Origin of the sequence: Streptomyces sp. NBC_00028 (genome assembly GCF_045041065.1) — a bacterium.
Lineage (GTDB): Bacteria > Actinomycetota > Actinomycetes > Streptomycetales > Streptomycetaceae > Streptomyces.
In genome coordinates, this window is sequence record NZ_CP108293.1 from 1,487,781 (window position 1) to 1,513,528 (window position 25,748).

The following is a 25,748-nucleotide window of genomic DNA, read 5'->3' on the forward strand; positions in this document are numbered from 1 at the left end:
GCAGACTCGGGGCGTGCGAAAGATTCATGTCATCGGTATCGGCGCGGGCGACCCCGACCAACTGACCCTCCAGGCCGTCAGGGCGCTGCGCGGCACGGACGTGTTCTTCGTCCTCGACAAGGGCGAGGTGAAGAGCGACCTCACGGACCTGCGCCGGGACATGCTGCACACGCACATACCGGAGGGGACGTACCGCGTCGTCGAGGCGCGCGACCCCGACCGCGACCGGACCGCGGGCGGCACCGCCTACTCCCCCGCCGTCGGGGACTGGCGCAGCGCCCGCGCCGCCATCTACGAGCGACTGATCGCCGAGGAGCTGGGCGAGGACGAGAGCGGCGCGTTCCTGGTGTGGGGCGACCCGGCGCTGTACGACAGCACGCTCGGCATCCTGGAGGAGATCCTGGAGCGCGGCGCGGTGGCGTTCGAGTACGACGTCGTCCCGGGCATCAGCAGCGTCTCGGCGCTCGTGGCCCGGCACCGTACCGGGCTGAACCGGGTCGCGCGCCCGGTGCAGATCACCACGGGCCGACGGCTCGCCGAGGGCTTCCCGGACGGGGTGGACGACGTGGTGGTGATGCTGGACGCGCACCAGACCTTCCGGCAGTACGCGGGCGAGGACATCGACATCTACTGGGGCGCCTACATCGGCACGCCGGACGAGATCCTCGCCTCGGGGCCGATCGCCGAGGCCGGGCCGCGGATCGAGCGGCTGCGGGCCGAGGCACGGGAGCGCAAGGGCTGGATCATGGACACGTATCTGCTGCGCCGCAACCCCGGGCAGGCATAGGGGCTTTCGGGGGCACCCGAGCGGCCCAGTCCCGCATGCGCGACTGGGCCACCGGTGTGATCGTGACCTCGTGACGATCACCGAGGAAACCGCGCCACCCGCCGCAGAGCCGCCGGTACTGGACAAGCGTCAGCGGAACGTCGTCTTCGTGACGATCATGCTCGGGATGCTGCTGGCGGCCCTGGACCAGACGATCGTGGGCACCGCGCTGCCGACCATCGTGTCGGACCTCGGTGGTGCCGCGCACATGTCCTGGGTGGTCACCGCCTATCTGCTCGCGGAGACCGTGTCGACCGTCCTGGTGGGCAAGTTCGGTGACCTGTTCGGCCGCAAGGTGGTCTTCCAGGTCTCGGCGATCGTGTTCATCACCGGCTCGTTCCTGTGCGGTCTCGCGGGGAACATGACGATGCTGATCGCCTGGCGGGCCGTACAGGGGATCGGCGCGGGCGGACTCATGGTGACGGCGATGGCGCTGATCGCCGACGTCATCCCGCTGCGCGAGCGCGGCAAGTACCAGGGCGCCATCGGTGCCGTGTTCGGGGTGGCCACCGTCATCGGGCCGCTGCTGGGCGGGCTGTTCACCGACCATCTGACCTGGCGCTGGGCGTTCTACGTCAACGTCCCGATCGCGATCGTCGTCGTGATCGCCGCGGCCCGCACGATCCCCGTGGTGAAGTCGGCGTCCCGGCCGGTCATCGACTACCTGGGCATCGCACTGGTCGCGGTGGGCGCCAGCGCCCTGATCCTGGCGACGAGCTGGGGCGGCAACGAGTACGCGTGGGGCTCCGGTGTCATCATCGGCCTGTTCGTCGGCGGCGTCATCGCGCTCGGCCTGTTCTGCTGGGCCGAGATGCGGGCGAAGGAACCGATGCTGCCGATGCGGCTGTTCACCAACCCGGTGTTCACGGTCTGCTCGATCCTCAGCTTCATCGTCGGCTTCGCCATGCTCGGCGCGATGACGTATCTGCCGAGCTATCTCCAGTACGTGGACGGCGACTCGGCGACGGTCTCCGGCGTCCGCACCCTGCCCATGGTCATCGGTCTGCTCATCGCGTCCGTCGTCAGCGGCAACGTGGTCAGCAAGACCGGTCAGTACCGGCTCTTCCCGATCGCCGGCTCGCTGGTGATGGGGCTCGGGCTGTATCTGATGTCGCTGATGGGGCCGGGCACCGGGGCGTGGCTGGAGTCGCTGTACATGTTCGTGCTGGGCACCGGCATCGGGCTGTGCATGCAGGTGCTGACGATCGCCGTGCAGAACACCGTCGAGTACGCCGACCTCGGCACCGCGACCTCCGGGGTCACCTTCTTCCGCACGCTGGGCAGTTCGTTCGGCACCGCCGTCTTCGGCACGATCTACGCCAACTCCCTCGCCCCGAACCTCAAGGACGCCGTCGCGGAGGCCGCGCGGGCGGGCAGCGGTGTCGCCCCGTCGGCCATCGCCAAGGCTGCCACCAGTCCCGAGGGCGTGCACCAACTCCCCTCGGCCGCCGCCTCCCCGATCATCGACGCCTACGCCGACACCATCCAGACCGTCTTCCTGTGGACCGTGCCGGTCGCGGCCCTCGGCTTCGTCGTCGCCCTGTTCCTCAAGCAGGTGCAGCTGCGCGACAGTGCCCGGGCAGGTTCCACCGACATGGGCGAGGGCTTCGGGCAGCCGTCCGGGGCGAACTCGCAGCGGGTGCTAGAAGCGGCCGTCGGAAAGATCATCGGCGGTACGGACCTGAACACCGCCCGCCGGATCATGGCCGACTCCGACACCCGCCTCGACATCGCGGGCGCCTGGGCCGTGATGCAGGTCGAGCTGTTCACGCGGCTGGTGGGCCACGCCAGCCTCGGGCTGATCGCCGCACGCCGTCATATGCCGCCCGAGGTGCTGCTGCCGGTCTTCGACCGGATGGTCGACGAGGGCTATCTGAGCCGTGCCGGCTCCCTGTTCTCGCACACCGAGGCGGGTGCCCGCGAGGCCCGGGTCATCGGGCGGGCCTGGGCGACCTGGCTGGAGGAGCGGGTGCAGCAGGACATCGGGCGTCCGGCGGGCACGGACCTGCGGGCCGCGGTGGACACGATCTCCAAGCGGCTGCTGGTGGAGGACCTCAGCACCGGACTGCCGCAGAGGCAGCCGGAGTTGGCCGCCGGCCACTGAAAACCACGTGCTGGGCTGCCCAGCCGGTCGGCATACTCGCGGCATGTCTCCCGTCCGCTTCCATGATCCCGGCCTGACCTACTACGACTTCGCCGACGCGGCGCTGGTCCGCTGTCCGCGCTGCGACCGGGTCGCCCACTGCGAGCGGCACGCCCGCCTCGAGGCACGGCTGGTCTGCCGGTCCTGCGGACTGTGCCGGGCCGGCAATTGCTGCTGCCGGCCGCCGCTGTGGCTGCGGTCCGACACCAGGCACGGCGAGATCTGGGCGTACAACCTCGAACACCTCGACCTGATCCGCCGGTTCGTGGCGGCGGACCTGCGGGAGCGGGATCCCTGGTACGAGCACGGCCGCAAGATGACCTGCGTCGGCCGGCTGCCCGCCTGGATCAAGAGCGCCAAGAACCGCACCGACGTGCTGCGCGCGATCGACCGGATGCGGGCCTCGGTCATCGCGGGCTGAGGCCGAGCCGCTCCAGGACCGCGGGCACATCGGGCACGGCCGTCACGTCCGAGGGCAGCGCGGGACGCCGTACGACGACGACCGGGAGCGCGAGTCGGCGGGCGGCCGTGAGTTTGGCGGCCGTCGCCTCTCCCCCGCTGTCCTTGGTCACCACGACGTCGATGCAGTGGGTGGAGAGGAGGGCGGTCTCGTCGTCGACGGTGAACGGGCCGCGGGCCAGCAGGACTTCGGTGTGCGGGGGCATCGGCGGATCGGGCAACTCCACGGAGCGCACGACGAAGTGAAGTTCCGTCAGATGCGCGAAGGCCGCCAGGCCCAGACGTCCTGTGGTGAGGAACACCCGGGGGCCGAGCAGGGGGAGCAGGCCGGCGGCCTCGGACAGGGAGCCGACCGGGTACCAGCGGTCCTGGGGGCCCGGCCGCCAGCCCGGGCGGCGCAGCACCACCGCCGGAACGCCGGTGGTCGCGGCGGCCCGGGCCGCGTGGGCGGTGATCGTCTCGGCGAAGGGGTGCGTGGCGTCGACGAGGGCGTCCACGCGCTGTTCCCGCAGCCAGACGGCGAGCCCGTCCGCGCCGCCGAAGCCGCCGATGCGTATGTCCCCGGTGACCGCGCCCGGCCGGGTCACGCGGCCCGCGAGCGAGGTGGTGACGCGGACGCCGGGCAGCGCGGTGAGCGCGGCGGCGAGTTCCCTGGCCTCGGTGGTGCCGCCGAGGATGAGCACGTGGGGGGACATGGGGCAGAGCCTACGGTGGCCGCTGGGCGCACGGTCGCTATGGTCCGGGCATGACGTCTGTGCGTGCTGTGCTCATCGACATCGACGGTGTGCTCACCGTCTCCTGGGAGCCGCTGCCCGGCGCGGTCGAGGCCCTGCGGGAGATCCGCGCGGCCGGGCTGGGTGTCGCGCTGGTGACCAACACGACCTCGCGGACCCGGGCGTCGATCGCCGGGACGCTCGCGGGGGCCGGGTTCCCGGTGGACGCGGAGGACATCCTGACGGCGCCGGCGGTGACGGCCGCCTATCTCGCCGAGCACTTTCCGCGGGCGCGGTGTGCGCTGCTCAACAGCGGGGAGGTGAGGGAGGATCTGGCGGGCGTCAGCCTGGTCGACGACGATCCGGACGTCGTGATTCTGGGTGGTGCCGGAGAGGAGTTCGGGTACGCGGAGCTCAACCGGGCGTTCGGGCATCTCCAGCGCGGGGCGCGGCTGGTGGCGATGCACCGGAACCTGTACTGGCGTACCGAGGACGGGTTGCAGTTGGACGCGGGGGCATTCCTGGCCGGTCTGGAACGGGCGGCCCATACCGAGGCCGTGGTGACGGGGAAGCCGTCGCGGGCGTTCTTCGCCGCCGCGCTCGGCCGGCTGGGGGTGGGTGCGGACGACGCGGTGATGGTCGGTGACGACGTCGAGTCGGACGTGCTGGCGGCGCAGGCCGCCGGGGTCACCGGGGTGCTGGTGCGGACGGGCAAGTTCCTGCCGGAGACACTGCGGGACGCGAGCGGGGTGCCCGACCACGTGGTGGACTCGTTCGCCGAGCTGCCGGCGCTGTTGCGGGCATGGGCCGCTCAGGGGTAGGGGTCAGCGCAGGAGCAGTTGCAGGCCGCCGACGATCGTCGCGGCGATGACGAGTTGTTCGAAGAGACGCTGGTTGATCCTGTTCACAGCCCATTTGCCGAGGAACGCGCCGGGCACGACGAAGGCCACGAGTGCGGCGTCGAGGAGCAGCGAGTTCCCGTCGATCAGCCCGAGCCCCACGCTGAAGGGCACCTTGGACGTGTTGACGATGAGGAAGAAGAAGGCGGAGGTGCCCAGGAAGCCGAGCTTCCGGAAGCCCGCCGACAACAGGTACAGGGACATGACCGGGCCGCCCGCGTTGGCGACCATGGTGGTGAAGCCGCCGAGGACGCCGTAGGAGCGGGCCTTGACGCGGCCCGCCCGGGTGGTGACGCCGTCCGGGTCGTCGTCCGCGTCGGCGGTGCGGCGGCGCCAGATCGTCACGGCCGCCATCAGCAGCAGGATCGCGCCGATCGAGGTCCGGACGATCGCGTCGTCCGCCCACATCAGGAACAGTGTGCCGACCACCACGCCCGCCGCGACGGCCGGAAACAGCCGCCACAGGGTGGGCCAGTGGGCGTGCCGGCGGTAGGTGAGGACGGCGAGCACGTCCCCGGCGATCAGGATCGGCAGCAGCACGCCGGTGGAGGCGCGGGCCGGCAGGACCGCCGCGAAAACGGCGAGGCTGACCGTGTTGGCCCCGCTCACGGCGGTCTTGGAGAAGCCGACGAGCAGCGCCGCGAAGGCGAGTGCGGCGAACCCCCAGCCGGAGATGTCCCAGAGCGTCATCGTGTTCATGCGGAGACCGATGCTATGCGCACCTATCCGGCCACCGTAAGCGGCGTCTCGCTGGCTGGTCCTACCAGGCGGCCGTGCCGGCCCCGGACTGTGAGCGACCGGTTCGCAACGCGGTCGGCTAGGGCCTGTCCGGCGGATCAGGTCGCAGGAAAGCTGCGGCGCCTCATCGACGAAGGTGAGCGGGGGCTGGCGCGTCGGGGGCGGCGACGCGGAGCGTCGGCAACCGACGACAACGCCGCAGGCCGGCGTGCCAGACCCCGCGTCTGCGGCATGATCCGCCGGACAGGCCCTAGTGCCGTTCCACCAGCACCGCGCTTCCCTGCCCCACCCCCACGCACATCGTCGCCAGTCCGCGCTCCGCCCCCGTGCGGCGCATCCGGTGGAGCAGGGTCGTCAGTATGCGGGCGCCGGAGCAGCCCAGCGGATGGCCGAGGGCGATCGCGCCGCCGCTCGGGTTGACCAGCTCGGGGTCGATGCCCAGCCGGTCCACGCACGCCAGCGCCTGGGCGGCGAACGCCTCGTTGAACTCGGCCTCCTGGAGGTCGCCGACGCTCCAGTCGGCGCGGGCCAGCACCTTCTGCGTGGCGGGGACCGGCCCGATGCCCATGACATCGGGGTGGACGCCCGCTGAGGCTCCGGCGACGTAGCGGCCGAGGGACTCCAGGCCCAGGTCGTTCAGGGCCTCCTCGCTGACCAGCAGCAGACCTGCGGCGCCGTCGTTCATGGGCGAGGCGTTGCCCGCGGTGACGGTGCCGTCCTGCCGGAACACCGGCTTGAGACGGCCGAGTTTCTCGACGGAGGTGTCCTCGCGGATGCATTCGTCGGCGTCGACGACGACGCCGTCCGGGCGTTCCACGGGCAGGAGTTCGTCGTCGAAGTGGCCGTTCTTGCGGGCCTGGGCGGCGAGTTGGTGGCTGCGCAGCGCGAACGCGTCCTGCCGGTCGCGGGAGACGCCGTAGCGGGAGGCGACCTCCTCGGCGGTCTCGCCCATGGAGAGCAGGCCGTGGAGTTCCCGCATCGCCGGGTTGACCAGCCGCCAGCCGAGGCGGGTGTCGACGGTCTCGATGCGGTGCGGGAGGGCCTCGTCGGGGCGGGGCAGTACGAAGGGGGCGCGGCTCATCGACTCGGAGCCGCCGGCGAGCACGATGTCGGCCTCGCCGGCGGCGATGGCGCGGGCGGCGGTCGTGACGGCTTCGAGGCCGGAGGCGCAGAGCCGGTTCACCGTGGCGCCCGGCACGGAGTCGGGCAGTCCGGCGAGGAGCGCGGCCATGCGGGCGACGTTGCGGTTGTCCTCGCCTGCCTGGTTGGCGGCGCCCCAGTAGACGTCGTCGATGCGCGCCGGGTCGAGGGCGGGCACGTCGGCGACGAGGCCGCGGATGACGAGGGCGGCGAGATCGTCGGGGCGAACGGAGGACAGGGCTCCGCGCAGTTTGCCGAGGGGGGTGCGGCGGGCTGCCGCGAAGTGGACGGGGCGCACGGCGGGACTCCCAGAAGGTTCGGCACTCAACAATTAATTAGCACTGCTAGTTTTCGACTATAGACCGCCCGCCGACCGCCTGGGAAGATCTCCCGGGACCTTCACCGACGCAGCTGGAGGAGACATGGCCGAGGCCCGCGAGCACACCCTTCCGGGAATCGTCGTACGGGAGTGGCCGCACCCGGCGCCCCGCTGCCTCGCGCTGGTGGTGCACGGCTACGGAGAGCACATCGGCCGGTACGAGGAGCTCGCCGACGTCCTGGTGGCGGCCGGCGCGGCCGTCTTCGGACCCGATCACCGGGGCCACGGGAAGTCCGCCGGCGAGCGGGTGCTGGTCGAGGACTTCGAGGACGTGGTCACCGAGGTGCACGCGGTGGCCGACCTGGCCCGCACCACTCGTCCGGGTGTACCGCTGGTCCTGATCGGCCACTCCATGGGGGGCCTGATCGCGGCCCGCTTCGCCCAGCGGTACGGCACCGAGCTGACCGCGCTCGTCCTGTCGGGGCCGGTCATCGGCGACTGGTATCTGCCCCGGCGGCTGCTCGCCCTCGACGAGATCCCGGACACGCCCATCAGTACGGCCTCGCTCTCCCGGGACCCGGCGGTGGGGGCGGCGTACGCGGCGGATCCGCTGGTGTGGCACGGGCCGATGAAGCGGCCGACGGTGGAGTCGTTCGTACGGACCCTGGAGACCGTGGCCAAGGCGGGTGACGTGGGGCGGCTGCCGCTGCTGTGGCTGCACGGCGAGGACGACCGGCTGGTGCCGCTGTCCGGCAGCCGGGCCGGGGTGGAGCGGCTCAGCGGGGGCGTGCTGACCGAACGGATCTATCCGGGCGCCCGGCACGAGGTCTTCAACGAGACGAACCGGGCCGAGGTCTTCGCGGACCTGACACGCTTCCTGAACAGCGTGCTTCCCGGCTGATCCGCGCCCCGCACCACCCGCTCCCACCGGATCACCGCCACGTTTGCGCCGGTACACCCTGGGCACCCGCGCCGCAGGGAGCGGACGCGGTGTGCGGCCCGCGCGGGAGAGGACTCCGAGCTGTGCTTTTCCGCGAGCACCCGAGGCCCGCGCCGCGCGCTGCTCCGTACCGGCACGAACCACGCCAGAAGGAGAAGCACCGTATGACTGTGGTGAAGAGCACCCTGCCCGACGCGGCCCGCGAGGTGGCCGGAGAGGCGTTGCAGAGCACGCTCGTGGATCTGCTCGGGATCTCACTGGTCGGCAAGCAGGCGCACTGGAACATCGTGGGCCCGCGGTTCCGGTCCATCCACCTCCAGCTGGACGAGGTGGTCGCGACGGCCCGCACGTACTCCGACACGGTGGCGGAGCGCGCCGCGGCGCTCGGTCTGCCGCCCGACGGCCGGCCCGAGACGATCGCCGCCGCCTACGCGCTGCCCGGCACGAAGGAGGGCTGGCTGCGCGACGACGAGGTGGTCCGGCTGCTGGTCGAGACGCTGGAGTCGGCGATCGTCCGGCTGCGCGAGCGCATCGACGCCACCGACAAGGCCGACCCGGTCACCCAGGATCTGCTGATCGGCATCACCGCCGAACTCGAGAAGCAGCGCTGGATGTTCGAGGCCGAGAACTGGCCTCGGGACTGACCGCGTCGTACGCGAGCGAAGCCGTACGCAAGCCAAGTCGTACGCAAGCCAAGTCGTACGCAAGCGAAGGAGGCCCGCGATGACGGACGCCCTCGAACTCGACGCACTGTGGGAGGACTTCCACCGTGCCGTCAACATGACCTCGCAGGAACTGGCCGCCTGGCTGCGGGTCAGCGACGCCGACGAGGCCGCCGAGCCCCTGCCGGAGCACGCCGGCAGCCCCACCGGGCAGCATGTCCTCGCGATCCTGCAGAAACGGCGTACGGACCTCACCGACGACGACATCGAGGTGATGTACGAGGTGGTGGACGCCGTCGGCGCCCAGGCGGACGTGGAGAACGAACCCGAGGCCGAGGAGACCCGGCGGCGGCACCAGCTGATGACGCTGGGGCATGACCCGCTCCGGCCGTAGCCGCAACCCCCTTGCCCGTCAGCCCTGTTGACCGGAAACAAGTGGCCGAGGACCGACTCCGTCCCGCACAGATGATCGTGAAACACTGCTCGCAGTCCTGCCGAGCGAGCAGAGGAGTCACATGTGACCGGGACCGAGCCGGCCGCCCCCCGGATCGACACGACCAAGCCCCACCCGGCCCGGGTCTACGACTGGTATCTCGGCGGCAAGGACAACTACCCGGTCGACGAGGAACTCGGCCGCCGGATCGCCTCGTTGAACGGCGACGCCCCGCGGGCCGCGCGGGCCAACCGCTGGTTCATGCACCGGGCCACACGTGAGGTGGCGCGCTCGGCGGGGATCCGCCAGTTCCTCGACATCGGCACCGGGATCCCCACCGAGCCCAATCTGCACCAGCTCGCCCAGCGGGTCGCCCCGGACGCCCGGGTCGTCTACGTCGACAACGACCCGATCGTCCTCGCGCACGCCGGTGCCCTGCTGCGCGGCACGGACGAGGGGGTGACGGAGTATGTGCAGGCCGACGCGCGCGACCCGGAGCAGATCCTCCGACAGGCGGGCAAGATCCTCGACTTCGAGCGGCCCGTCGCCCTCTCGCTGATCGCCCTCATGCACTTCATCGCCGACGAGGACGGCGCCCATGACGTCGTCGGCACCCTGGTCGACGCGTTGGCCCCCGGCAGCTGTCTGGTGCTGTCCTGCATGACCGCCGACTTCGAGCCGGAGCAGGTGCACGAGGGCATCGCCGCGTACAAGGCGTCCGGCGTCACCCTCGTCGCCCGCGACCAGGCCGAAGTGGGCCGCTTCTTCACGGGACTCGACCTCCTGGAGCCCGGCATCGTCTCCGTGCGCGACTGGCGCCCCGAACTCGCGGAGGGCGAGTCCGACATCGGCCCCGGGCCGGTGTCCCTGTACGGCGGAGTCGCCCTCAAGCCGTAGGCCGTCGGGTGCTCGACCTCAAGCCGTAGGCCGTCAGGTGCTCGACCTCAAGCGGTAGACCGTCAGGTGCCCGACCGCTCGGCCGTGAGCCGGCTCAGCGCGGCCGACACCAGCGTCCGCACGCCGGGGGCGAGGACGGACAGGTCGGGGGCGAAGAGCGGGCTGTGGTTGTCCGGCACGTTCCCGAACCGCTCCTCGTCCGTCTCCCCCGGCGCCGCCTGCCACACGGCGTCCGGTGTCGCCGTCACGTACCAGTAGTCGTACGGCACCCCCGGGGGCGCGAGCAGGGAGAAGTCCTCGCTGCCCATCTCCGGGCCGAAGTCGAACACCGAGGCGGCGCCGAAGAGTTCGCGGTGCACGGCCGCGATCTCCTGGTCGAGGGCGGCGTCGTTGACGGTGTTCGGATAGCCGGGGACGACGGTGATCCCGGGCGGCACCGGACAGCCGGCCGCCAGGCACTCGCCCTCCACGATCCGCCGCACCGCGCCGAGAATCCGCTCGCGCACCCGGTCGTCCTGGCTGCGCACGTTCAGCGCGAGCCGTGCCTCGGCGGGGATGATGTTGCTCTTCGTCCCGGCGTGGAACTGCCCCACCGTCACCACCGCGGAGTCCTTCGCGGCGACCTCCCGCGCGACCACGGTCTGGAGGCGGGTGACGATGTGCGCGGCGGTCACGACGGGGTCGACCGTCGACTCGGGGCGTGAACCGTGGCCGCCGACGCCGGTCACGACGACCTCGACGCCGTCGGAGGCGGACATGATCAGGCCCGGGGTGTGCGAGTAGCAGCCGGTGCGCCCGGGGACGACATGCTGGCCCAGGACCACGTCCGGGAACGGGAAGCGCTCGTGCACTCCGTCCGCGGCCATCACGCCCGCTCCCCCGCCGGCCTCCTCCGCTGGCTGGCCGACGACCACGACCGTCCCGGACCAGGCCGCGCGCCCTGCGGCGAGCGCTTCGGCTGCGCCCATGAGCCAGGTGACGTGGCAGTCGTGCCCGCACGCGTGCATCACACCCTCGACGGTCGAGGCATACGGCAGCCCGGTGGCCTCCCGCACCGGCAGCGCGTCCATGTCGCCGCGCAGCCAGACCACCGGCCCGTCCCCGTTGGCCAGCACGCCGACCACACCGGTGCGGCCGACTCCCTCGGTCACCGCGTAGCCCGCCGCGCGCAGCCGTGCCGCGAGGCGGGCGGCGGTGCGGTGCTCCTGGAAGGACAGCTCCGGGTGGCGGTGCAGATCGCGGTAGAAGTCCTCCAGGTCGCCGGTCTTCAGCCCGGCGGTCAGCTCCTCGGTGAGCCGGGCGACGGCGGCGGGATCGGTCATGGCGCTCCCTCTCTCCTCGAAAGCCGGCACCTGGCCCCAGCGGCTTCTCCTCGGCAGCCGGGACCTGGCCGTGTCGGCCCCTGCCCGATCAGAGTGCCCCTCAGCCCAGCAGCCATCCCCCGTCCACGGCCAGCCCCACCGCGTTGACGGACCGGTTGCGCAGCAGGAAGTCCACGGCGTCCACCACGTCCGCCACCGCCGCGAGCCGCCCGGTCGGGGTGCGCGAACGCAGCCCCGCCAGCACCTCCGCCGGCTTGTCCCGCCAGTAGGGGCTGTCCCCGACCACCCCCGGATGGATCGCGTTGACACGCACGGGCGCCAACTCCACGGCGAGGGTGTGCACCAGGCCGGTCACCCCCGCGTTGACGGTCGCCACGGTCGTCGCACCCGGGTACGGCCGCTCCTTGGCCTGCCCGCCGAAGAGCACGATCGCGCTGTCCTCGTGCAGGCCGGTCCGCAGGGCGTGGACGGTCTCGGTATAGCCGACGAGCTTGAGCGTGACGAGGTGGACGGCGGCGTCGATGTCGTAGTCGGCCACCCGGTTGTCGTCGCGGGAGACGCCGGCCAGCACCAGATGGTCGACGCGCCCCACGCCGGCCAGCGCGGCGCCGATCCCGCGGGGGTGGGAGAGGTCCAGGGCGAGGCCGCGGGCGCCGATCTCCTCGGCGGCGGTGTCGGTGCGGTGGGCGTCGCGCCCTGTGATCAGCACCTCGTCGCCGCGTCCGGCGCGCATCCGGGCGAACTCCCGGCCGATGCCGGAGGTGCCGCCGACGACCACGACACGGTTCATCGCACGCCCTTCAGGTGGTCCCAGTCCCGGGTGAAGCGATAGGAGTGCCGGGACGGCGGCTGCGGCGCCTGGGTCTCCAGCCAACGCACCTGCCCGGCACCGGCGTTGGTGAAGCCGTGCACACAACCGGCGCCCGCCCAGGCGAGATCGCCCGGCCCGAGGTGGTACCGGGCGTCGTCGAAGGTCGCCTCCACCACCCCTTCGAGGATCAAGTACGTCTCCTCGAAGGGGTGGTCGTGCGTGCCCGCGACGCCGTCGACGGCGTACTGGACCATGAACATGGTCGAGGCGACCGCGCCCAGGTCGGCGTCGACCATCATCTTGACCGTGATCCCGCTGTAGACGAGCAGCGCGGTCCGCATGCTCGCCGACACCGCGAGCAGGTCCTGGGACTGTTTGCCGGGGTCCATCTGCGCGGGCTCGAAGTGGCCGAAGGAGCGGGTGCGCGGGTCGCGGACGTCGATGCGGACGGGGTCGCGGACGGGCAGGTCGGGCACGGGCCAGGTGTCGTACCCGTAGCGGGCGCGTGGCACCGGCGCGAGCATGTCCGCCCACCGCGCGCCGGTGTCACCGACGCCCCGCCAGGCGTGCGGGACGCCTGTCGGCAGCAGGCCGTAGTCGCCTTCTTCGAGGAGGTACGACCCCTCGGGCACGTCGAGGATCACGGCACCGTCGAGGAGGTGGAAGCTCTCCTCGTACGAGTGGACGTGGGCGCCGACCCTGCCGTCCGGCCGCAGCTCGCAGACACCGAAGCCGGTGTGCGTGCTCCCGTCCGCCTCACCGACCAACTCCCGGCGTCGGTGGCCGTGTTCGTCGTACTCCGGCGCCGGGACGTCGGCGGCACGCCGGACCAGGTGCGCGGTCATCGGGCCGCCTTCCCCGCGAGGTGCGCGGTCATCGCGCCGCCTTCGCCGCCAGGAGCCGGTCGCGGGACTCCTCGACGAGGCGCCGGGCGCGGGCCACGTCGGCCGTCAGCCTGCCGTCCCGCTTGCGGATCACGCCGTCGACGATGACGGTGTCCACGTTGGAGACGTCGGCGGACAGGGTGACGGCGGCAGCGGCGTCGTGCACGGGCGCGACGTTCAGGGCGGTGGCGTCGAGGGCGACGACATCGGCGCGCTTGCCCGGGGTCAGCGAGCCGGTGCGGTCCTCCAGGCCCGCCACATGGGCGCCGTTGAGCGTGGCGAACTCCAGCATCTGACGTGCCGTCAACATGGTCTCCGGCACAGGCATGTTGGCCTGCCAGCAGTCCGCGTTGAGCCGGGCGCGTTCGGCGGCGAAGGCCGCGCGGATCTGGGTGAACATGTCGCCGGGGACGGTGGTGACGACGTCGATGCTGAGCGAGGGGCGCAGTCCGTGCTCGATCGCTTTCATCACCGGCGGCCAGCCGTGCCCCATCTGTGTCTCGACCTGCGGTGCGATGGACACCGTACCGCCGCTGTCGGCGACCATCCGCCACTCCTCCTCGCTGAGGTAGCAGCAGTGGATGTAGGTGGTGTCCGGGCCGAGGAGTCCCAGGTCGTGGAGTTGCTTCACCATGCCGTAGCGGCCCGCGAGGCGGCCCATGGCGACGTGCACGGTGATGGGGATGTCCAGTTCGCGGGCAAGGGCCCACTCGGCGGTGACGACGTCGTTCACACAGAAACCGGGGCCTCGGGTGGCGAGGGCCAGGGTGAGCAGGCCGGTGTCGGAGGGGAAGTACTCGGTGCGGACACGGCGTACGTCGTCGCCCGGTATCGCGATCTTGCTCTCGAACCAGTAGTCGGCCAGCGAGGTGTTGGCGCTGCCGTACGCGTACTGCGCCCGGATGCCGGACTCGGTGAGGGCCTGGATCGCGGCGTCGGGGTGGGCGGGCGTGTTGTTGATGTGGGACCAGTCGACGAGCGTGGTGATACCGGCGTTGAGGCACTCCAGGGCGCCGGCGAGATTGGCCGCGTACACGTCCTGCGGGGTGTAGAGCGGGGCGAAGGTGTCGAGGATGTCCACGAAGTAGTCGTCGAGGGTGGCGTCGGGGGCGACCCCGCGGATGGACGCCTCCCAGGTGTGCCGGTGGGTGTCGACGAAGCCGGGGATCACGATGTGCCCGCGCATGTCGAGGACTTCGGCGTCCGCGCTGATCTCCGGCCCGACGGCAGCGATCCTTCCGTCCTCGATGAGGACGTCTCCCTGGGGCAGGTCCCCGATGTCGGGGTCCATGGAGATCACCTGACCTGCGCGCAGGAGTGTCCGAACGGTCATCGCCCTGCCTCCTTCGGGGTGTTCAGTACGCGGTGAGGTCGCGGACGGCCGCCACGACCTTGTCGACGGTGGGGACGACCCGCTCCTCCAGCGCGTCGGCGAACGGCAGCGGCACGCACTCCCCCGCCACCCGGCGCACGGGCGCGTCCAGCAGACCGAACCCCTCGTCGGCGACGACCGAGACGAGCGTGGCGCCCCAGCCGCCCTGGTACGGGTTCTCCTCGACGGTGACGAGCCGCGAGGTCCGGGCGAGCGAGGCGAGGACGGTGCTCATGTCCAGCGGCACCAGACAGCGCAGGTCGACGACCTCGGCCTCGACGCCCTCCTCGGCGAGCAGCGCGGCGGCCCGTAGGGCCAGCGGGACCATCGCCGCGAGGGCCACCAGGGTCACGTCGGCGCCCTCGCGCACGACGGATGCCCGGCCCAGCTCGACCACATGGTCCAGCGGCGGAGGCGAACCCTTCGCCGCCAACAGCCCCTTGTGCTCGAAGAACACCACCGGGTCGTCGCTGCGGATCGCCGCCGCCATCATGCCGATCACGTCGGCGGGTGTGGCGGGCGCGGCGATCTTCAGCCCCGGAACGGTCAGCGCCCAGTTCTCGGTGGCCTGCGAGTGCTGGGCGCCGAAACCGAGCCCGCCGCCGTTGGCGGTGCGCACGACGAGGGGCACGGTGACCTGACCGCCCGTCATGTAACGCACCTTGGGTATCTCGTTGGCGAGGTAGTCCCAACAACAGGCCAAGAAGTCGGAGAACATGATCTCCGCGACGGGCCGCATCCCGGTCATCGCGGCGCCCATCGCCGCGCCGACGATGGCCTGTTCGGAGATCGGCGTGTCCCACACCCGCTCCGGCCCGAACTCCTCGAACAGCCCGGCCGTCGTCTTGAACACCCCACCCGCCGCACCGATGTCCTCGCCCAGACAGACCACGGCCGGGTCCCTGCGCATCTCCCGCGCGATGCCCTCGGCGACGGCCGCCCGGTAGGTGATCACGTCCGCCATGCGGCACCTCCGTCCGCCCACACGTCGGTCAGCGCCTCGCGCGGATCCGGCGCGGGCGCGTTCCGCGCCGCGTCGACCGCCTGCCGTACGACCTCCTGTGCGCGCTCGTCGGCCGCGGTGAGTGTCTCCTCGGACACGCCCAGCTCGGTCAGCCGACCGCGCGCGAGGTCCAACGGGTCGTGCTTCAGCCAGCGTTCGACCTCCTCGGCCGGGCGGTAGGTCGCCGGGTCGGATCTGCTGTGCCCGAAGTGCCGGTAGGTGGCGGCCTCCAGCAGAGCGGGCCCGTCTCCTGCCCGGGCCCGTTCCGCGAGCCGGGCCACGCTCTCCCGCACGGTCACGACGTCGTTGCCGTCGACGCTCTCGCCCGGGATGCCGTACGCGGGCGCCCGGTCGGCCGCCGGGCGGGCCACCGCGGTGACGTCGGCGATCGGCGTGTATTCCATGTAGAGGTTGTTCTCGCAGACGAACAGCACCGGCAGCTTCCATACGGCGGCCAGGTTCAGCGCCTCGTGGAAGGCACCGATGTTGGTCGCACCGTCCCCGAAGAAGGCCACCGCGATCTGACCGGTGCCGCGCAGCCGGGCCGACCACGCGGCACCGGCCGCCATCGGGAGGTGGGCGCCGACGATGGCGTAGGAGCCGAGCATGCCGGTGGCCGCCTTGGTGAGGTGCATGGAGCCGCCCTTGGCTCCGCACAAACCCGTTGCCTTGCTCATGAGTTCGGCGAGGCACTCCTCCGGGGTGGCGCCGCGCGCCATGGCGTGGTGGTGGCCGCGGTAGGTGGCGAAGACGTAGTCGTCGGCGCGCAGGGCGGCGCTCGCGCCGACGGCGATCGCCTCATGGCCGGCGGCGAGGTGGGTGGTGCCCTTGACGAGGCCCTGGAGGAACAGGTCGTGGGCGGCCTTCTCGGTGCGGCGGATGAGGGCCATCCGCTCGTACATCGCCAGGAGTTCACCGGTGTCCATCGGAAGTCCCCGTGTTGAGGTGGGACTGCGACTCCCGGCGGGTGTTCAGCTCGCCGCCCACCGTCCAGTACTTGCGGCCCGCGACGAGGAGTTCCTCGGCCGGGAACTTGGTGATGACCTCACAGCCGTCCGCGGTGACGACCAGCTCCTCCTCGATGCGGGCCGCGGACCAGCCGTCGGCGGCGGGCCAGTAGGTCTCCAGGGCGAACACCATGCCCTCTTCGAGGACTTCGGGGTGGTCGAGGGAGACGAGCCGGCTGAAGACGGGCTTCTCCCAGATGGACAGGCCCACCCCGTGGCCGTACTGGAGGGCGAAGGCGGCCGTCTCGTCGGCGAAGCCGAACTCCTCCGCGCGGGGCCACACTTGGACGATGTCGGCGGTGGTGGCGCCGGGCCGGACGAGGGCGATGGCCTGGTCCATGTACTCCCGGCAGCGGACGTAGGCGTCGCGCTGGGCTCGGGAGGCGCTGCCGACAGCGAAGGTGCGGTAGTAGCAGGTGCGGTAGCCGAGGTGGCTGTGGAGGATGTCGAAGAAGGCGGGGTCGCCGGGGCGGATCAGGCGGTCGCTGTAGACGTGCGGGTGGGGTGAACAGCGTTCCCCGGAGATGGCGTTGACGCCTTCGACGTACTCGCTGCCGAGGTCGTACAGCACCTTGCTGACCAGTCCGACGCACTCGTTCTCGCGCACGCCGGGCCGCAGATAGCCGTACAGCTCCTCGTAGGCCGCGTCGACCATCGCGCAGGCCTGGGTGAGCAGGGAGATCTCGTCGCGGGTCTTGGTGCGGCGGGCCTCCAGGAAGACCTGCTGGCCGTCGACGACGTCGATGCCCTCGGCGCGCAGCGCGGCCAGGACCGGCATCTCGGCGACGTCGATGCCCAACGGCTCGCCCGCGAGGCCGTGTTCACGCAGTTCGGCGGCGATCTTCGCGGCCACGTCCTCGGCGATCCCCGCGTCGGGGTGGAAGGCGCCGCGCAGGGTGGAGATGCCGGCGCGGGCGCCGGTGGGCGGGCCTTCCTTGCCGTCGCCGTAGTCCAGCCAGGGGTTGTACAGCTGGTGGTGGCGGGCCGCGGAGCCGAAGTCCCAGATGACCGGGTCGCCGCCGCGCACCAGCAGGGCGAAGCGGATCAGCTTGTCCATCGCCCAGGTGCCGATGTGCGTGGCGGTCATGTAGCGGATGTTGGCGAAGTCGAAGCTGAGGACCGCGCCGAGCGAGGAGCGGTTCAGACTCTCGTGGAGCCGGGCCAGCCGCTGCCCGCGCAGCCGGTCGAGGTCGATGCGCTCTTCCCAGTCGACGGCGTTGGGTCCGAACGTGCGGATCGCCATGGCGACCACCCCCACTGCGGAGTGAACGACTGCACGCGGCGAGTGTCAAGTGTCACTGAACACGAACCACACCCCGACGGCTGGTTCCTCTCCATCGTTGCAGTAGCGGTGCGGGGTCGTCGACTCGAAGCAGACCGCACCGCCGGGACGCAGTGTGTACGTTTCGAAACCGAGGGTGAGGACCAGCTCGCCGGAGATCAGATAGCCGTACTCGGTGCCCGCGTGGCGCATCAGGCCGCCCGAGGTGGAGGAGGAGCCGCCCGGGCGGTAGGTGACCAGCAGGAAGTCCACCTCCGTGCCCGGGACATGGCCGAGCCGCTCCCACATGACGCCCGAGTCGAGTTCCAGCACCTCGCGTTCCCCGGGCGTGACCAACGGTCCGATGCGACGGGCGGGATCGGCGGCGAACGCGGCCAGAGCGTGCGTCACCGCGGCGGCATCGCCGGTCGCGGCGACAGACTCCCGCTGCTCGAAGAGCGACTCGACGGAGATGCCCAGGGCGGTCGTGATGGCGTACAGCGTGCTCACCGACGGCTGGCTCTTGCCGGTCTCGATCTGGGAGACCAGGCTCGCGGAGACACCGACCTCGCGGGCCAGGGCGCGCAGGCTCACACCGCGCTCCTGGCGCGCCTGCCGGATCCGCGCGCCGACGGGCGGCACGTCGGCAGGGGGCACGGGCGGCTCCTCTCACGGACGGTCATGTGCAGTGTCATTGAACAGCCGCCGCGGGCCCTCGCACCAGAGATCGGCCGAAGGAAGGAGAGCGGGCCGCGCCGGTCATGGCCATCCGGCCGAGGTGCGCGCGGGTGCCCGCGGGCGAGGGTGGAGCCACTCACCCAGTCGGTCCCTCAGCAGGAGATCACGATGCAGCGCAGCAAGTTCCTGGTCGGAGTCGTCGGCGGCGCGACCGCCACCCTCGCCCTCGGCGGTCTCGGCACCCATCTGATCTCCGGCACCGAGTCGACGAGCGATCTCGACCGGTACAGCACCGCCACCGTCGACGGCCACAAGGCGCTCAAGAGCACCATCGTCGCGGGGCGCACCCAGAGCAAGTACCACCCGCTGCCCTGGGTCGGCGACAAGATCCACGACGTCACCTGCCCCAGCGGTCTGAAGGCCGTCGCCGGGGCCTCCCTCACCTGCACCGGCAAGAAGGGTGACGGCTCGGCTGTGGACATCCCCGTCACGGTGGTCAAGGCCACCGCGTCCTCGGTCACCTGGAAGTTCGAGCGCTGACCGACATGACGAACACCGTTCTGGCCGGTCTCGGCCTCGTGAAGAAGTACGGCTCCACCGTCGCCCTCGACGGCGTGGACGTCTCGGTCGGCGCACGCGACTCGCTGGCGATCATGGGCCCGTCCGGGTCCGGCAAGTCGACCCTGCTGCACACCCTGGCCGGGATCGTGCGCCCCGACAGCGGCACGGTGCTGCTGCGCGGGGAGGGCATCGACAAGCTGAGCGAGGAGAGGCTCAGCGCCCTGCGCCGCAAGCGGTTCGGGTTCGTGTTCCAGTTCGGCCAGTTGCTGCCCGAGCTGCCCGCCGAGGAGAACGTGGCGCTGCCGCTGATGCTGGAGGGCGTCCCCCGCCGGCGCGCGGTGGAGCGGGCCCGGCGCTGGTTCGCGCCGCTCGGTCTGGACGGCCTCGAACACCGCCGCCCGGGCCAGCTGTCCGGCGGGCAGGCCCAACGCGTGGCGATCGCCCGGGCCCTCGCCGTCGAGCCGGACGTCGTCTTCGCCGACGAACCGACCGGCGCCCTCGACCGGACGACCAGCACCGACGTCGTCCGCCTGCTGACCTCGGTCACCCGCGAGCAGGGCGCCGCGCTCGTCATGGTCACCCATGACGCCGACGTGGCCGCCCACTGCGACCGGGTTCTCCAGGTCCGCGACGGCCGGATCAGTCACCACACCCAGTTCACGGTCGCCTGAGGAGCCCCGACGTGCGTTCCCCTGTCCTGCCCCTGACCTGGCACCTCACCCGGGCGTCCGGCCGCCGCGGCCTGCAGAGCCAGCTGCTCGCGGCCGGTGCCGCCGCCGTCGGCGCGTTCGTGATGCTGGTGATGATCGCCGCGACCGTCGGCGCCGACGTCCGAGCCGACCGCACCGCCTGGCGCACCCCTGAGCCCGCGCGGCACGGCACGGCCGTCCAGGCCCTCGCCACCACCTACGTCCGCGGCGAGCACCTCACCGTCGTCTCCCTCGCCCAACTGCCCGGCCGCGCCGCGACCCCGGCCCCGCCCGGTCTCGACACGTTCCCGAAGCAGGGGGAGGTGGACGTCTCCCCCGCCTTGGCGGAACTGCTGCGCAAACTCCCCGCCGGCCAACTGGCTGACCGTTTCCCGGCGGTGACGTCCTACGGCAGGCTCGGCGAGGCCGGTCTCGCCTCCCCCGACGAACTCGTCGCCGTGGTGGGCAGGGCGCCGTCCGACCCCGCGCTGTCCGCAACGGCGGCGACCGGCGCGAGCTACTTCGACCAGGACCAGGCGGCGCGGGCCGTCGTGTCCGGGTACTCCGGCACGCGGCAGAGCCTGTTCACGTACGGCGACCAGGGGGCGGCGCTGCTCGGTGTGGTGCTGCTGGCGATGCCGGTGGTCGTGCTCTCCTCCGCCGCCGGGCGGCTCGGGGCGGCCCGGCGCGAGCAGCGTCTCGCGGCGCTGCGGCTTGCGGGTGCCACCCCCCGGCAGATCCTCGGGATGACGGCGCTGGAGGCGTCGGCGGTGGGCGGGGCCGGTGCCCTGACCGGCGCCGTCGCCTACGTGGCGGCGCTGCCGGCGCTGGCCGAGGTGCCGTACGGCATCGGCACCTGGTATCCGGAACAGCTCTGGGTGGGCCTGCCCTGGCTGGCCGCGGTCGTCCTCGCGGTGACGGCGCTCATCACGGTCAGCGCGGTGTCGACGCTGCGCCAGGTGGTCAGCTCTCCGCTGGGCGTCGCCCAGCAGGCGAATCCGCGCCGGACCACAATGCTCCGGCTGGTGCTGTTCCTCGCGGCGCTCACCTACATCATGCGGACCACCGGCGGCGGCGATCTGAAGGCCCGCGACTACGTCGTGCTGCTGCTGATGTTCTACGGCACCTTCTGGCTGGTCGGGCCTTGGGTCGTCGACCGGCTGGGGCGGATCGCGGCCCGCTTCGCCCGGCGCCCGGCGACCCTGCTCGCCGCGCGCCGGCTCAGCGACGACCCACGCGGTGCCTGGCGCACGGTCAGCGGACTGGTGCTGGCGGGGTTCGCGGCCGGGTTCTTCTCGGTGAGCATGCTGGGCACGGACGGCTCGCAGTACCGCGACCAGGTCGCCGTGATCACCGCGAACGCCTCCGACGCCCGGCACGCGGCGGCCGAGGCCCGCACACTGCTGGACCGCGCACACGTCGAGGCCCGGATCAGCGTCGTACCGGCGGACGACTACGACAGTCTGCTGGGCGGCAGCCCGGGCATCGTCGCCCGGGTCGCGGGCGGACCGGCGCGGCTGGACACCGCTGTCACCGCCCTCTCGTCCGTCGGTTCGGGCCATCCGCCCTACACCCAGGAGTACGCGACCGCGGGCGACCGCAGCATCGTCGCGCGCATCGCCGACGTGAGCACCGCGACCCTGGCGCTGAGCTTCGTGCTGGCGACGGCCTCCGCGGGGCTCACGGCGGCGGCGAACGTCCTGGACCGGCGGCGCGTCTACGGTCTGCTGCGGCTGGCGGGCACCCCGCTGAGGGTCCTGGACCGGGCCCGGACGCGCGAGACGGTGCTGCCGCTGGTCGTGCTGGCCGGTGGCACCCTCGCCACCGGCGTGTACGGCTCGTACAAGTTCAACAAGGCGTTGGGAGCCTCGCTCGACGTCTCCGGCGTGCTCGAACTGGGCGTGTGCGTGCTGGTCGGAGCCCTGGCCATGTTCGCGGCGATCAGCGGCAGCCGTCCGCTGCTGCGGAAGGTCACCGCGGACCCGGCCCAGGCACCGGACTGAGGGGCGAGCGAGCCTTCCGGGACGACCGATGAGCGATGATCGGGCCATGACGAGCCCCACCCCGCCCGGAGCCGCGCCGATCCGGGTCCTCATCGCCGACGACCAGGACATGGTCCGCACCGGATTCCGTTTCTTCCTGGACGCGCAGCCCGACATCACGGTGGTCGCCGAGGCCGCGGACGGCGAGGAGGCGGTGGCGCTGGCCCGGGAGGTGCGGCCGGACGTGTGCCTGCTCGACATCCGGATGCCGAAGCTGGACGGCCTGGCGGCCACCCGGCTGCTGGCCGGGCCGGAGGTCGCGGACCCGATGCGGGTCGTCGTGGTCACCACCTTCGACCTCGACGAGTACGTCTACGGGGCGCTGCGCGGAGGTGCCTGCGGGTTCCTGCTCAAGGACTCCGGGCCCACCCTGCTCGCGGAGGCGGTCCGGGCCGCCGCGGCCGGCGATTCGCTGGTGTCCCCCTCGGTCACCGTCCGGCTGCTGAAGCACCTCACGGGGGCACCGAACGAGGTCGCCCCGGCCCGCCCCGCCCCGGTCACCGGGTCCCTGACGGAGCGCGAACTGGACGTGGTCCGGCTGGTCGCCCTCGGCCGCACCAACGCCGAGATCGCCGCGGAGCTGTATGTCTCCCTGTCGACGGTCAAGACGCACCTGTCCAGCGTCCAGTTGAAACTGGCGGCACGCAACCGGGTGGAGATCGCCGCGTGGGCCTGGCAGAACGGGCATGCGCAGCCGGACGCATGACGGACCGTCAGCTGCCGTGAGGTCCCCTCAAGTACCCGTCAGTCTCCGGAGCGGATGAGCCCGGTCAGGTAACGCCACAGCGAGGACCGCCGCTTGACGGAGTCGACCGGCTCCTCCGGTACGGCGGTGTCGGGTTCCGGCGTGACCGGCACGACCGGCTCGACCGGTCCGGTGAGCTCGTAGCGCACCGGGAGCGAGCGCAGCCCGCGCATGAACGGCGAGGAGCGCCACGGCAGTTGGTCGACGGGGAGGGCGAGTTCCAGGTGCCCGAACCGTTCGAAGAGCCGGCTCACACCCGCCGAGGCGATCGTCGAGGCCAGCTCCCGGGCCGGGCACTGGCGGGGTCCGGCACCCCATGACAGATGGGCCCGGCTGCTGATGGTGGACGAGCCCGGTGCCATCTGTCCGGCGAAGAGCGGGTCGGCGTGGGCGGCGGCGGAGGAGACCCACACCGGATCGCCGGCCCGGATCGTGTAGGCGCCGAGCGGGGTGTCCGCGGCGGCGAACCGCGGTACGAAGTTGACCAGCGGCGGCTTGCGCATGACGACCCGGTTCATGGTCTCCCGGACCATCCCGGCCGACAGCGTGGTGCGTACGCCGCCCTCGCTGTCTCCGCAGATCACCTCGACGACGGTGTTGGAGATGAGGATGCCGACGTGATCGGAGACCATGCCGAGCAGCATGAACAGCTCCCGGGCCAGCTCGTCGACCGTCAGGTCCGGGTGGGCGGCGACCAGGTGGGAGGGGAAGTCGTCGCCCGGCTTCTCGATCTTGGCGGCGGCGAGTTCGCTGAGCGTCACCAGCAGCCGGGCCAGGGCGGGTTCGGCGTCCGGTCCGGCGTCGAGGACCCGCCACATGTCCATCAGGGCGTCGTCGCCCTGGGAGCCGGGGAAGCCGAGGAGATGGCTGGCCGCCATCAGCGGCAACGGCCGGGAGAACTGCGCCGACAGATCGGCGAGGCCGGTTCGGCCGCCCTGCCCGAGCAGGCTGATCAGCTCGTCGGCGTACCCGGTGACGGCCGCCTTGAGCCGCTTGGCCAGTGGATTGCGCGGGTCCTGGAAGGGCCGTAGGGCGACGTCCCAGGCGGCGCGCAGGGAGCGGTAGCCGTCGCCGCCCTGGATGAGGACGTGGTTGACCTCCAGGGAGGGACCGAGCGGCCAGTCCGCCGGCACCCGGCCCTCCGTCCGGGCCCGCCAGTTCTCCAGCCCCTTGGGCCAGCCGGCGTCGTCCTGGAGCACCTGGAGCGACTCGCGATAGCCGAGGACGAGCCAGGCGGGCACGCCGAGCAGGTCGACCGGCGCGACCGGGCCGTGCCGCTCGCGCAGCCGCTCGTAGACGAGCGCGGGGCGGGTCTCGTAGTCCCGGGTCAGCAGCGGCTCAGGGGCGAGCTCTTCCAGCCTGGTGCCGTCCGGCACCGGCTCCGTCTCCTCGACCACGTGCATTCCCATGGTGCTGCCGCCCCCTTCGACACCCGCCCGTACCGAACCGCACGGGACCCTACCTGAGGAGTCAGGTGCAGCGCGCCCCCGGGGTACTCACCGGTAGCCTCCGGACTCGCCCTTCCCGTTCACCAACCGCTCCAGCCGGTCGAACCGTTCGTGCAGGGCGCGTACCGCCTCCTCCCCCAACTCATGGGCGCCATGGGCGAGATGGTGGCGCCGCCGCTGTTCCCGGCCCACGAACCAGGTGGCGAGCGCGGCCGTGACCATGCCGTACGTGGTGATGCCGACGACCATCACCACCGCGCCGATCGCCCGGCCCCAGGGGGTCACCGGGTAGAAGTCGCCGTACCCGACCGTGGTCGCGGTCTCGATCGACCACCACAGGGCTTTCGGGTACGACGTCAGATTGGCGCGGTGGGCGCCCTGTTCGGCCTCGACGACGGCCCACGACCCGGCGAGCATCACCACGACCAGGACCCCCGTCGCCGCGCCCGCCGCCTTCAGATGCAACGAGCGCCTCTCCCGGCCGAGCAGCGACTCGACCGCCCTGGCGAGGAATCCGGGCAGCATGACGACTCCTTGCGACGCGGGCGGGCCATGGGGTCAGTGTCGGCGCCGGGGCGGCGACCGGCATGCGGGGCGGGGCGTTCGAGTTGCCGTACGGCATCCAGCGATGTGGGCTGAACGGCATCCCCGACCCCACCGGAGAGTCCATGCCGGCCGTGCCCCGATCCGTACCGGAGACCTTCGCGTTCGCCTGCGGCGGCTGCGGCCACGCCTGGGAGGTCACGTTCCAGCTCATGTTCTTCACCGACCCGTTGGATGCCTCGGGCCTGACCACTCAGGAGTACGTCGACGAGGCGGGCCGGGCCGTCAGGTCGCCGCTCGCCGACGCGGTCTGCCCGCGGTGCGGCAGCCGGCGGGTCTCACTCGAACGGCCCGAGTGAGCTGGTGGGCGGCCCGCACCGGTGATCCGCTGAGGCCCTACCCACGCCCTCGGCCCTCAGGAGGCATCCGCCATGGTCTGTCGTCCCGCACGTTTTCTCGCCGCAGCCCTCACCGCGACCGCGCTGCTGACGACCGCGGCCTGCTCGGACGACGACGCGGACGCGGACACCTCGGCCATCGGGGCCACCCCGCTCGCCGCCAACTCCCCGAGCGCCGCGCCCCGGCTCACCGAGGCGAAGGCGCGTCAGGCGCTGATCACCGAGGGCGATCTGGAGGACGACTGGACGCGGGTGAAGGACGCGGCGACCTGGCGGGACAGCCTGCTGATCGGCAAGGTCGACGTCGCCGACTTCCTCACCGCGAAGGCGAACGCCGCCGACTGCCAGAAGCTGCTCGACGGGCTCTACAGCGACGAGTTGCTGGGCGAGCCGTCCGGGGCGTCCGCGCTGACCGGCTTCGAGGAGCAGGAGTCCCGGCTGCTGTACCAGGTCGCCTCCTATCGGCGGGCGAGCCTCGACGCCTCGCTGAGTTGGCTGAAGTCCCTGCCCGTCAAGTGCGACCAGTTCACCGCCACCGACTCGGCGGGCGACCGGCGCACGGTCCAGGTGACGGAGAGCTCCGTCCCGGACGAGGGCGACGCCCGGCAGGGACTGCACGTCACCGTCCAGGGCACGAGCTCGGGCACCCCCGCCACCCTCACCCTCGATGTCGCCGCCGTGCGCGTGGGCAGCGACGCGATCACCGTCACGGCCGGCGGTCTCGACGGCGACGAGGACGACTCCGTGGAGGACGCGGTGAAGAAGGGCACCCAGCGGCTGAAGGACGCGCTGGCCCAGAGCTGAACCCTGCTGAC

At 71.9% G+C, this 25,748-nt stretch carries 27 protein-coding genes; 14 read left to right on the plus strand and 13 right to left on the minus strand.

Features of this window, described 5'->3' with window-relative positions; genetic code table 11:
- Positions 1-13 precede the first annotated feature (13 nt).
- The 3 genes from cobF (at position 14) to OG885_RS06525 (ending at position 3,390) form a co-directional block, all read left to right on the plus strand.
- A complete protein-coding gene (cobF, locus tag OG885_RS06515) occupies positions 14-787 on the plus strand; it encodes a precorrin-6A synthase (deacetylating) (protein ID WP_405727416.1) in 774 nt (257 codons plus the stop codon).
- Between the two features lie 70 nt (positions 788-857).
- On the plus strand, positions 858-2,930 hold the full coding sequence (locus OG885_RS06520; protein WP_405727419.1) for an MDR family MFS transporter: 2,073 nt from the start codon (positions 858-860) through the stop codon (positions 2,928-2,930).
- Between the two features lie 43 nt (positions 2,931-2,973).
- Positions 2,974-3,390: a hypothetical protein gene (locus OG885_RS06525; RefSeq protein ID WP_405727422.1), complete on the plus strand. Its 417-nt coding sequence runs from the start codon at positions 2,974-2,976 to the stop codon at positions 3,388-3,390.
- Here OG885_RS06525 and OG885_RS06530 read toward each other — a convergent pair.
- The gene (locus tag OG885_RS06530; protein ID WP_405727425.1) at positions 3,377-4,123 is read right to left on the minus strand and encodes a cobalt-precorrin-6A reductase; all 747 of its coding nucleotides are present in this window, start codon (positions 4,121-4,123) and stop codon (positions 3,377-3,379) included. The two genes, OG885_RS06525 and OG885_RS06530, sit on opposite strands and share 14 nt — an antisense overlap.
- A 50-nt stretch (positions 4,124-4,173) precedes the next feature.
- On the opposite strand from OG885_RS06530, the gene OG885_RS06535 reads away from it, so the two are divergent.
- Entirely contained in the window at positions 4,174-4,962 is a 789-nt protein-coding gene (locus OG885_RS06535; protein WP_405727428.1) for a TIGR01458 family HAD-type hydrolase, read from the plus strand.
- Between the two features lie 3 nt (positions 4,963-4,965).
- On the opposite strand, the gene OG885_RS06540 is transcribed toward OG885_RS06535, so the two are convergent.
- Positions 4,966-5,739 (minus strand): sulfite exporter TauE/SafE family protein, encoded by a 774-nt coding sequence (locus OG885_RS06540; RefSeq protein ID WP_405727431.1) that lies wholly within the window; start codon positions 5,737-5,739, stop codon positions 4,966-4,968.
- Between the two features lie 289 nt (positions 5,740-6,028).
- The gene (locus OG885_RS06545) at positions 6,029-7,216 is read right to left on the minus strand and encodes a thiolase family protein (RefSeq protein ID WP_405727434.1); all 1,188 of its coding nucleotides are present in this window, start codon (positions 7,214-7,216) and stop codon (positions 6,029-6,031) included.
- Positions 7,217-7,340: 124 nt separating this feature from the next.
- On the opposite strand from OG885_RS06545, the gene OG885_RS06550 reads away from it, so the two are divergent.
- The 4 genes from OG885_RS06550 (at position 7,341) to OG885_RS06565 (ending at position 10,169) form a co-directional block, all read left to right on the plus strand.
- Positions 7,341-8,138 (plus strand): alpha/beta hydrolase, encoded by a 798-nt coding sequence (locus OG885_RS06550; RefSeq protein ID WP_405727437.1) that lies wholly within the window; start codon positions 7,341-7,343, stop codon positions 8,136-8,138.
- A gap of 203 nt (positions 8,139-8,341) precedes the next feature.
- The gene (locus tag OG885_RS06555) at positions 8,342-8,821 is read left to right on the plus strand and encodes a Dps family protein (RefSeq protein ID WP_399954093.1); all 480 of its coding nucleotides are present in this window, start codon (positions 8,342-8,344) and stop codon (positions 8,819-8,821) included.
- Positions 8,822-8,900: 79 nt separating this feature from the next.
- Positions 8,901-9,233 (plus strand): DUF3140 domain-containing protein, encoded by a 333-nt coding sequence (locus OG885_RS06560; RefSeq protein ID WP_405727441.1) that lies wholly within the window; start codon positions 8,901-8,903, stop codon positions 9,231-9,233.
- 123 nt (positions 9,234-9,356) lie between these two features.
- A complete protein-coding gene (locus OG885_RS06565) occupies positions 9,357-10,169 on the plus strand; it encodes an SAM-dependent methyltransferase (RefSeq protein WP_405727444.1) in 813 nt (270 codons plus the stop codon).
- Between the two features lie 62 nt (positions 10,170-10,231).
- Here OG885_RS06565 and OG885_RS06570 read toward each other — a convergent pair whose 3' ends face one another.
- The 8 genes from OG885_RS06570 to OG885_RS06605 all read right to left on the minus strand — a co-directional run bounded on the left by OG885_RS06570 (position 10,232) and on the right by OG885_RS06605 (position 18,486).
- Complete coding sequence (locus tag OG885_RS06570) at positions 10,232-11,491, minus strand: amidohydrolase (protein WP_405727447.1); 1,260 nt, start codon at positions 11,489-11,491, stop codon at positions 10,232-10,234.
- A gap of 100 nt (positions 11,492-11,591) precedes the next feature.
- On the minus strand, positions 11,592-12,281 hold the full coding sequence (locus OG885_RS06575) for an SDR family oxidoreductase (RefSeq protein WP_405727450.1): 690 nt from the start codon (positions 12,279-12,281) through the stop codon (positions 11,592-11,594).
- Entirely contained in the window at positions 12,278-13,147 is an 870-nt protein-coding gene (locus OG885_RS06580) for a cupin domain-containing protein (protein ID WP_405727453.1), read from the minus strand. The genes OG885_RS06575 and OG885_RS06580 overlap by 4 nt, the downstream gene beginning before the upstream one ends.
- A gap of 28 nt (positions 13,148-13,175) precedes the next feature.
- A complete protein-coding gene (locus OG885_RS06585) occupies positions 13,176-14,519 on the minus strand; it encodes an amidohydrolase family protein (protein WP_405727456.1) in 1,344 nt (447 codons plus the stop codon).
- Between the two features lie 22 nt (positions 14,520-14,541).
- A complete protein-coding gene (locus OG885_RS06590; protein WP_405727459.1) occupies positions 14,542-15,522 on the minus strand; it encodes an alpha-ketoacid dehydrogenase subunit beta in 981 nt (326 codons plus the stop codon).
- The gene (locus OG885_RS06595) at positions 15,510-16,487 is read right to left on the minus strand and encodes a thiamine pyrophosphate-dependent dehydrogenase E1 component subunit alpha (protein ID WP_405727462.1); all 978 of its coding nucleotides are present in this window, start codon (positions 16,485-16,487) and stop codon (positions 15,510-15,512) included. The genes OG885_RS06590 and OG885_RS06595 overlap by 13 nt, the downstream gene beginning before the upstream one ends.
- Positions 16,474-17,811, minus strand: coding sequence for a M24 family metallopeptidase (locus tag OG885_RS06600; protein ID WP_405727465.1), 1,338 nt, complete (start codon positions 17,809-17,811; stop codon positions 16,474-16,476). The genes OG885_RS06595 and OG885_RS06600 overlap by 14 nt, the downstream gene beginning before the upstream one ends.
- Positions 17,812-17,856: 45 nt before the next feature.
- The gene (locus OG885_RS06605) at positions 17,857-18,486 is read right to left on the minus strand and encodes a helix-turn-helix domain-containing protein (RefSeq protein ID WP_405727469.1); all 630 of its coding nucleotides are present in this window, start codon (positions 18,484-18,486) and stop codon (positions 17,857-17,859) included.
- Between the two features lie 189 nt (positions 18,487-18,675).
- On the opposite strand from OG885_RS06605, the gene OG885_RS06610 reads away from it, so the two are divergent.
- The 4 genes from OG885_RS06610 to OG885_RS06625 are packed head-to-tail and all read left to right on the plus strand — an operon-like array spanning position 18,676 to position 22,505.
- Positions 18,676-19,047 (plus strand): DUF4333 domain-containing protein, encoded by a 372-nt coding sequence (locus OG885_RS06610; protein WP_405727472.1) that lies wholly within the window; start codon positions 18,676-18,678, stop codon positions 19,045-19,047.
- 5 nt (positions 19,048-19,052) lie between these two features.
- Positions 19,053-19,739: an ABC transporter ATP-binding protein gene (locus OG885_RS06615; protein WP_405727475.1), complete on the plus strand. Its 687-nt coding sequence runs from the start codon at positions 19,053-19,055 to the stop codon at positions 19,737-19,739.
- Between the two features lie 11 nt (positions 19,740-19,750).
- Positions 19,751-21,760 carry an FtsX-like permease family protein gene (locus OG885_RS06620; RefSeq protein WP_405727478.1) on the plus strand — a complete coding sequence of 670 codons (2,010 nt, stop codon included), beginning with the start codon at positions 19,751-19,753 and terminating at the stop codon, positions 21,758-21,760.
- Positions 21,761-21,806: 46 nt separating this feature from the next.
- Positions 21,807-22,505: a response regulator gene (locus OG885_RS06625; RefSeq protein ID WP_405727481.1), complete on the plus strand. Its 699-nt coding sequence runs from the start codon at positions 21,807-21,809 to the stop codon at positions 22,503-22,505.
- A gap of 38 nt (positions 22,506-22,543) precedes the next feature.
- On the opposite strand, the gene OG885_RS06630 is transcribed toward OG885_RS06625, so the two are convergent.
- The gene (locus tag OG885_RS06630) at positions 22,544-23,953 is read right to left on the minus strand and encodes a cytochrome (protein ID WP_405727484.1); all 1,410 of its coding nucleotides are present in this window, start codon (positions 23,951-23,953) and stop codon (positions 22,544-22,546) included.
- Between the two features lie 87 nt (positions 23,954-24,040).
- On the minus strand, positions 24,041-24,517 hold the full coding sequence (locus OG885_RS06635) for a potassium channel family protein (RefSeq protein ID WP_405727487.1): 477 nt from the start codon (positions 24,515-24,517) through the stop codon (positions 24,041-24,043).
- A 62-nt stretch (positions 24,518-24,579) separates the two neighbouring features.
- On the opposite strand from OG885_RS06635, the gene OG885_RS06640 reads away from it, so the two are divergent.
- Positions 24,580-24,894 (plus strand): hypothetical protein, encoded by a 315-nt coding sequence (locus tag OG885_RS06640; protein WP_405727490.1) that lies wholly within the window; start codon positions 24,580-24,582, stop codon positions 24,892-24,894.
- Between the two features lie 72 nt (positions 24,895-24,966).
- Positions 24,967-25,737 carry a hypothetical protein gene (locus tag OG885_RS06645; protein WP_405727493.1) on the plus strand — a complete coding sequence of 257 codons (771 nt, stop codon included), beginning with the start codon at positions 24,967-24,969 and terminating at the stop codon, positions 25,735-25,737.
- The last annotated feature ends 11 nt before the right edge of the window (positions 25,738-25,748 follow it).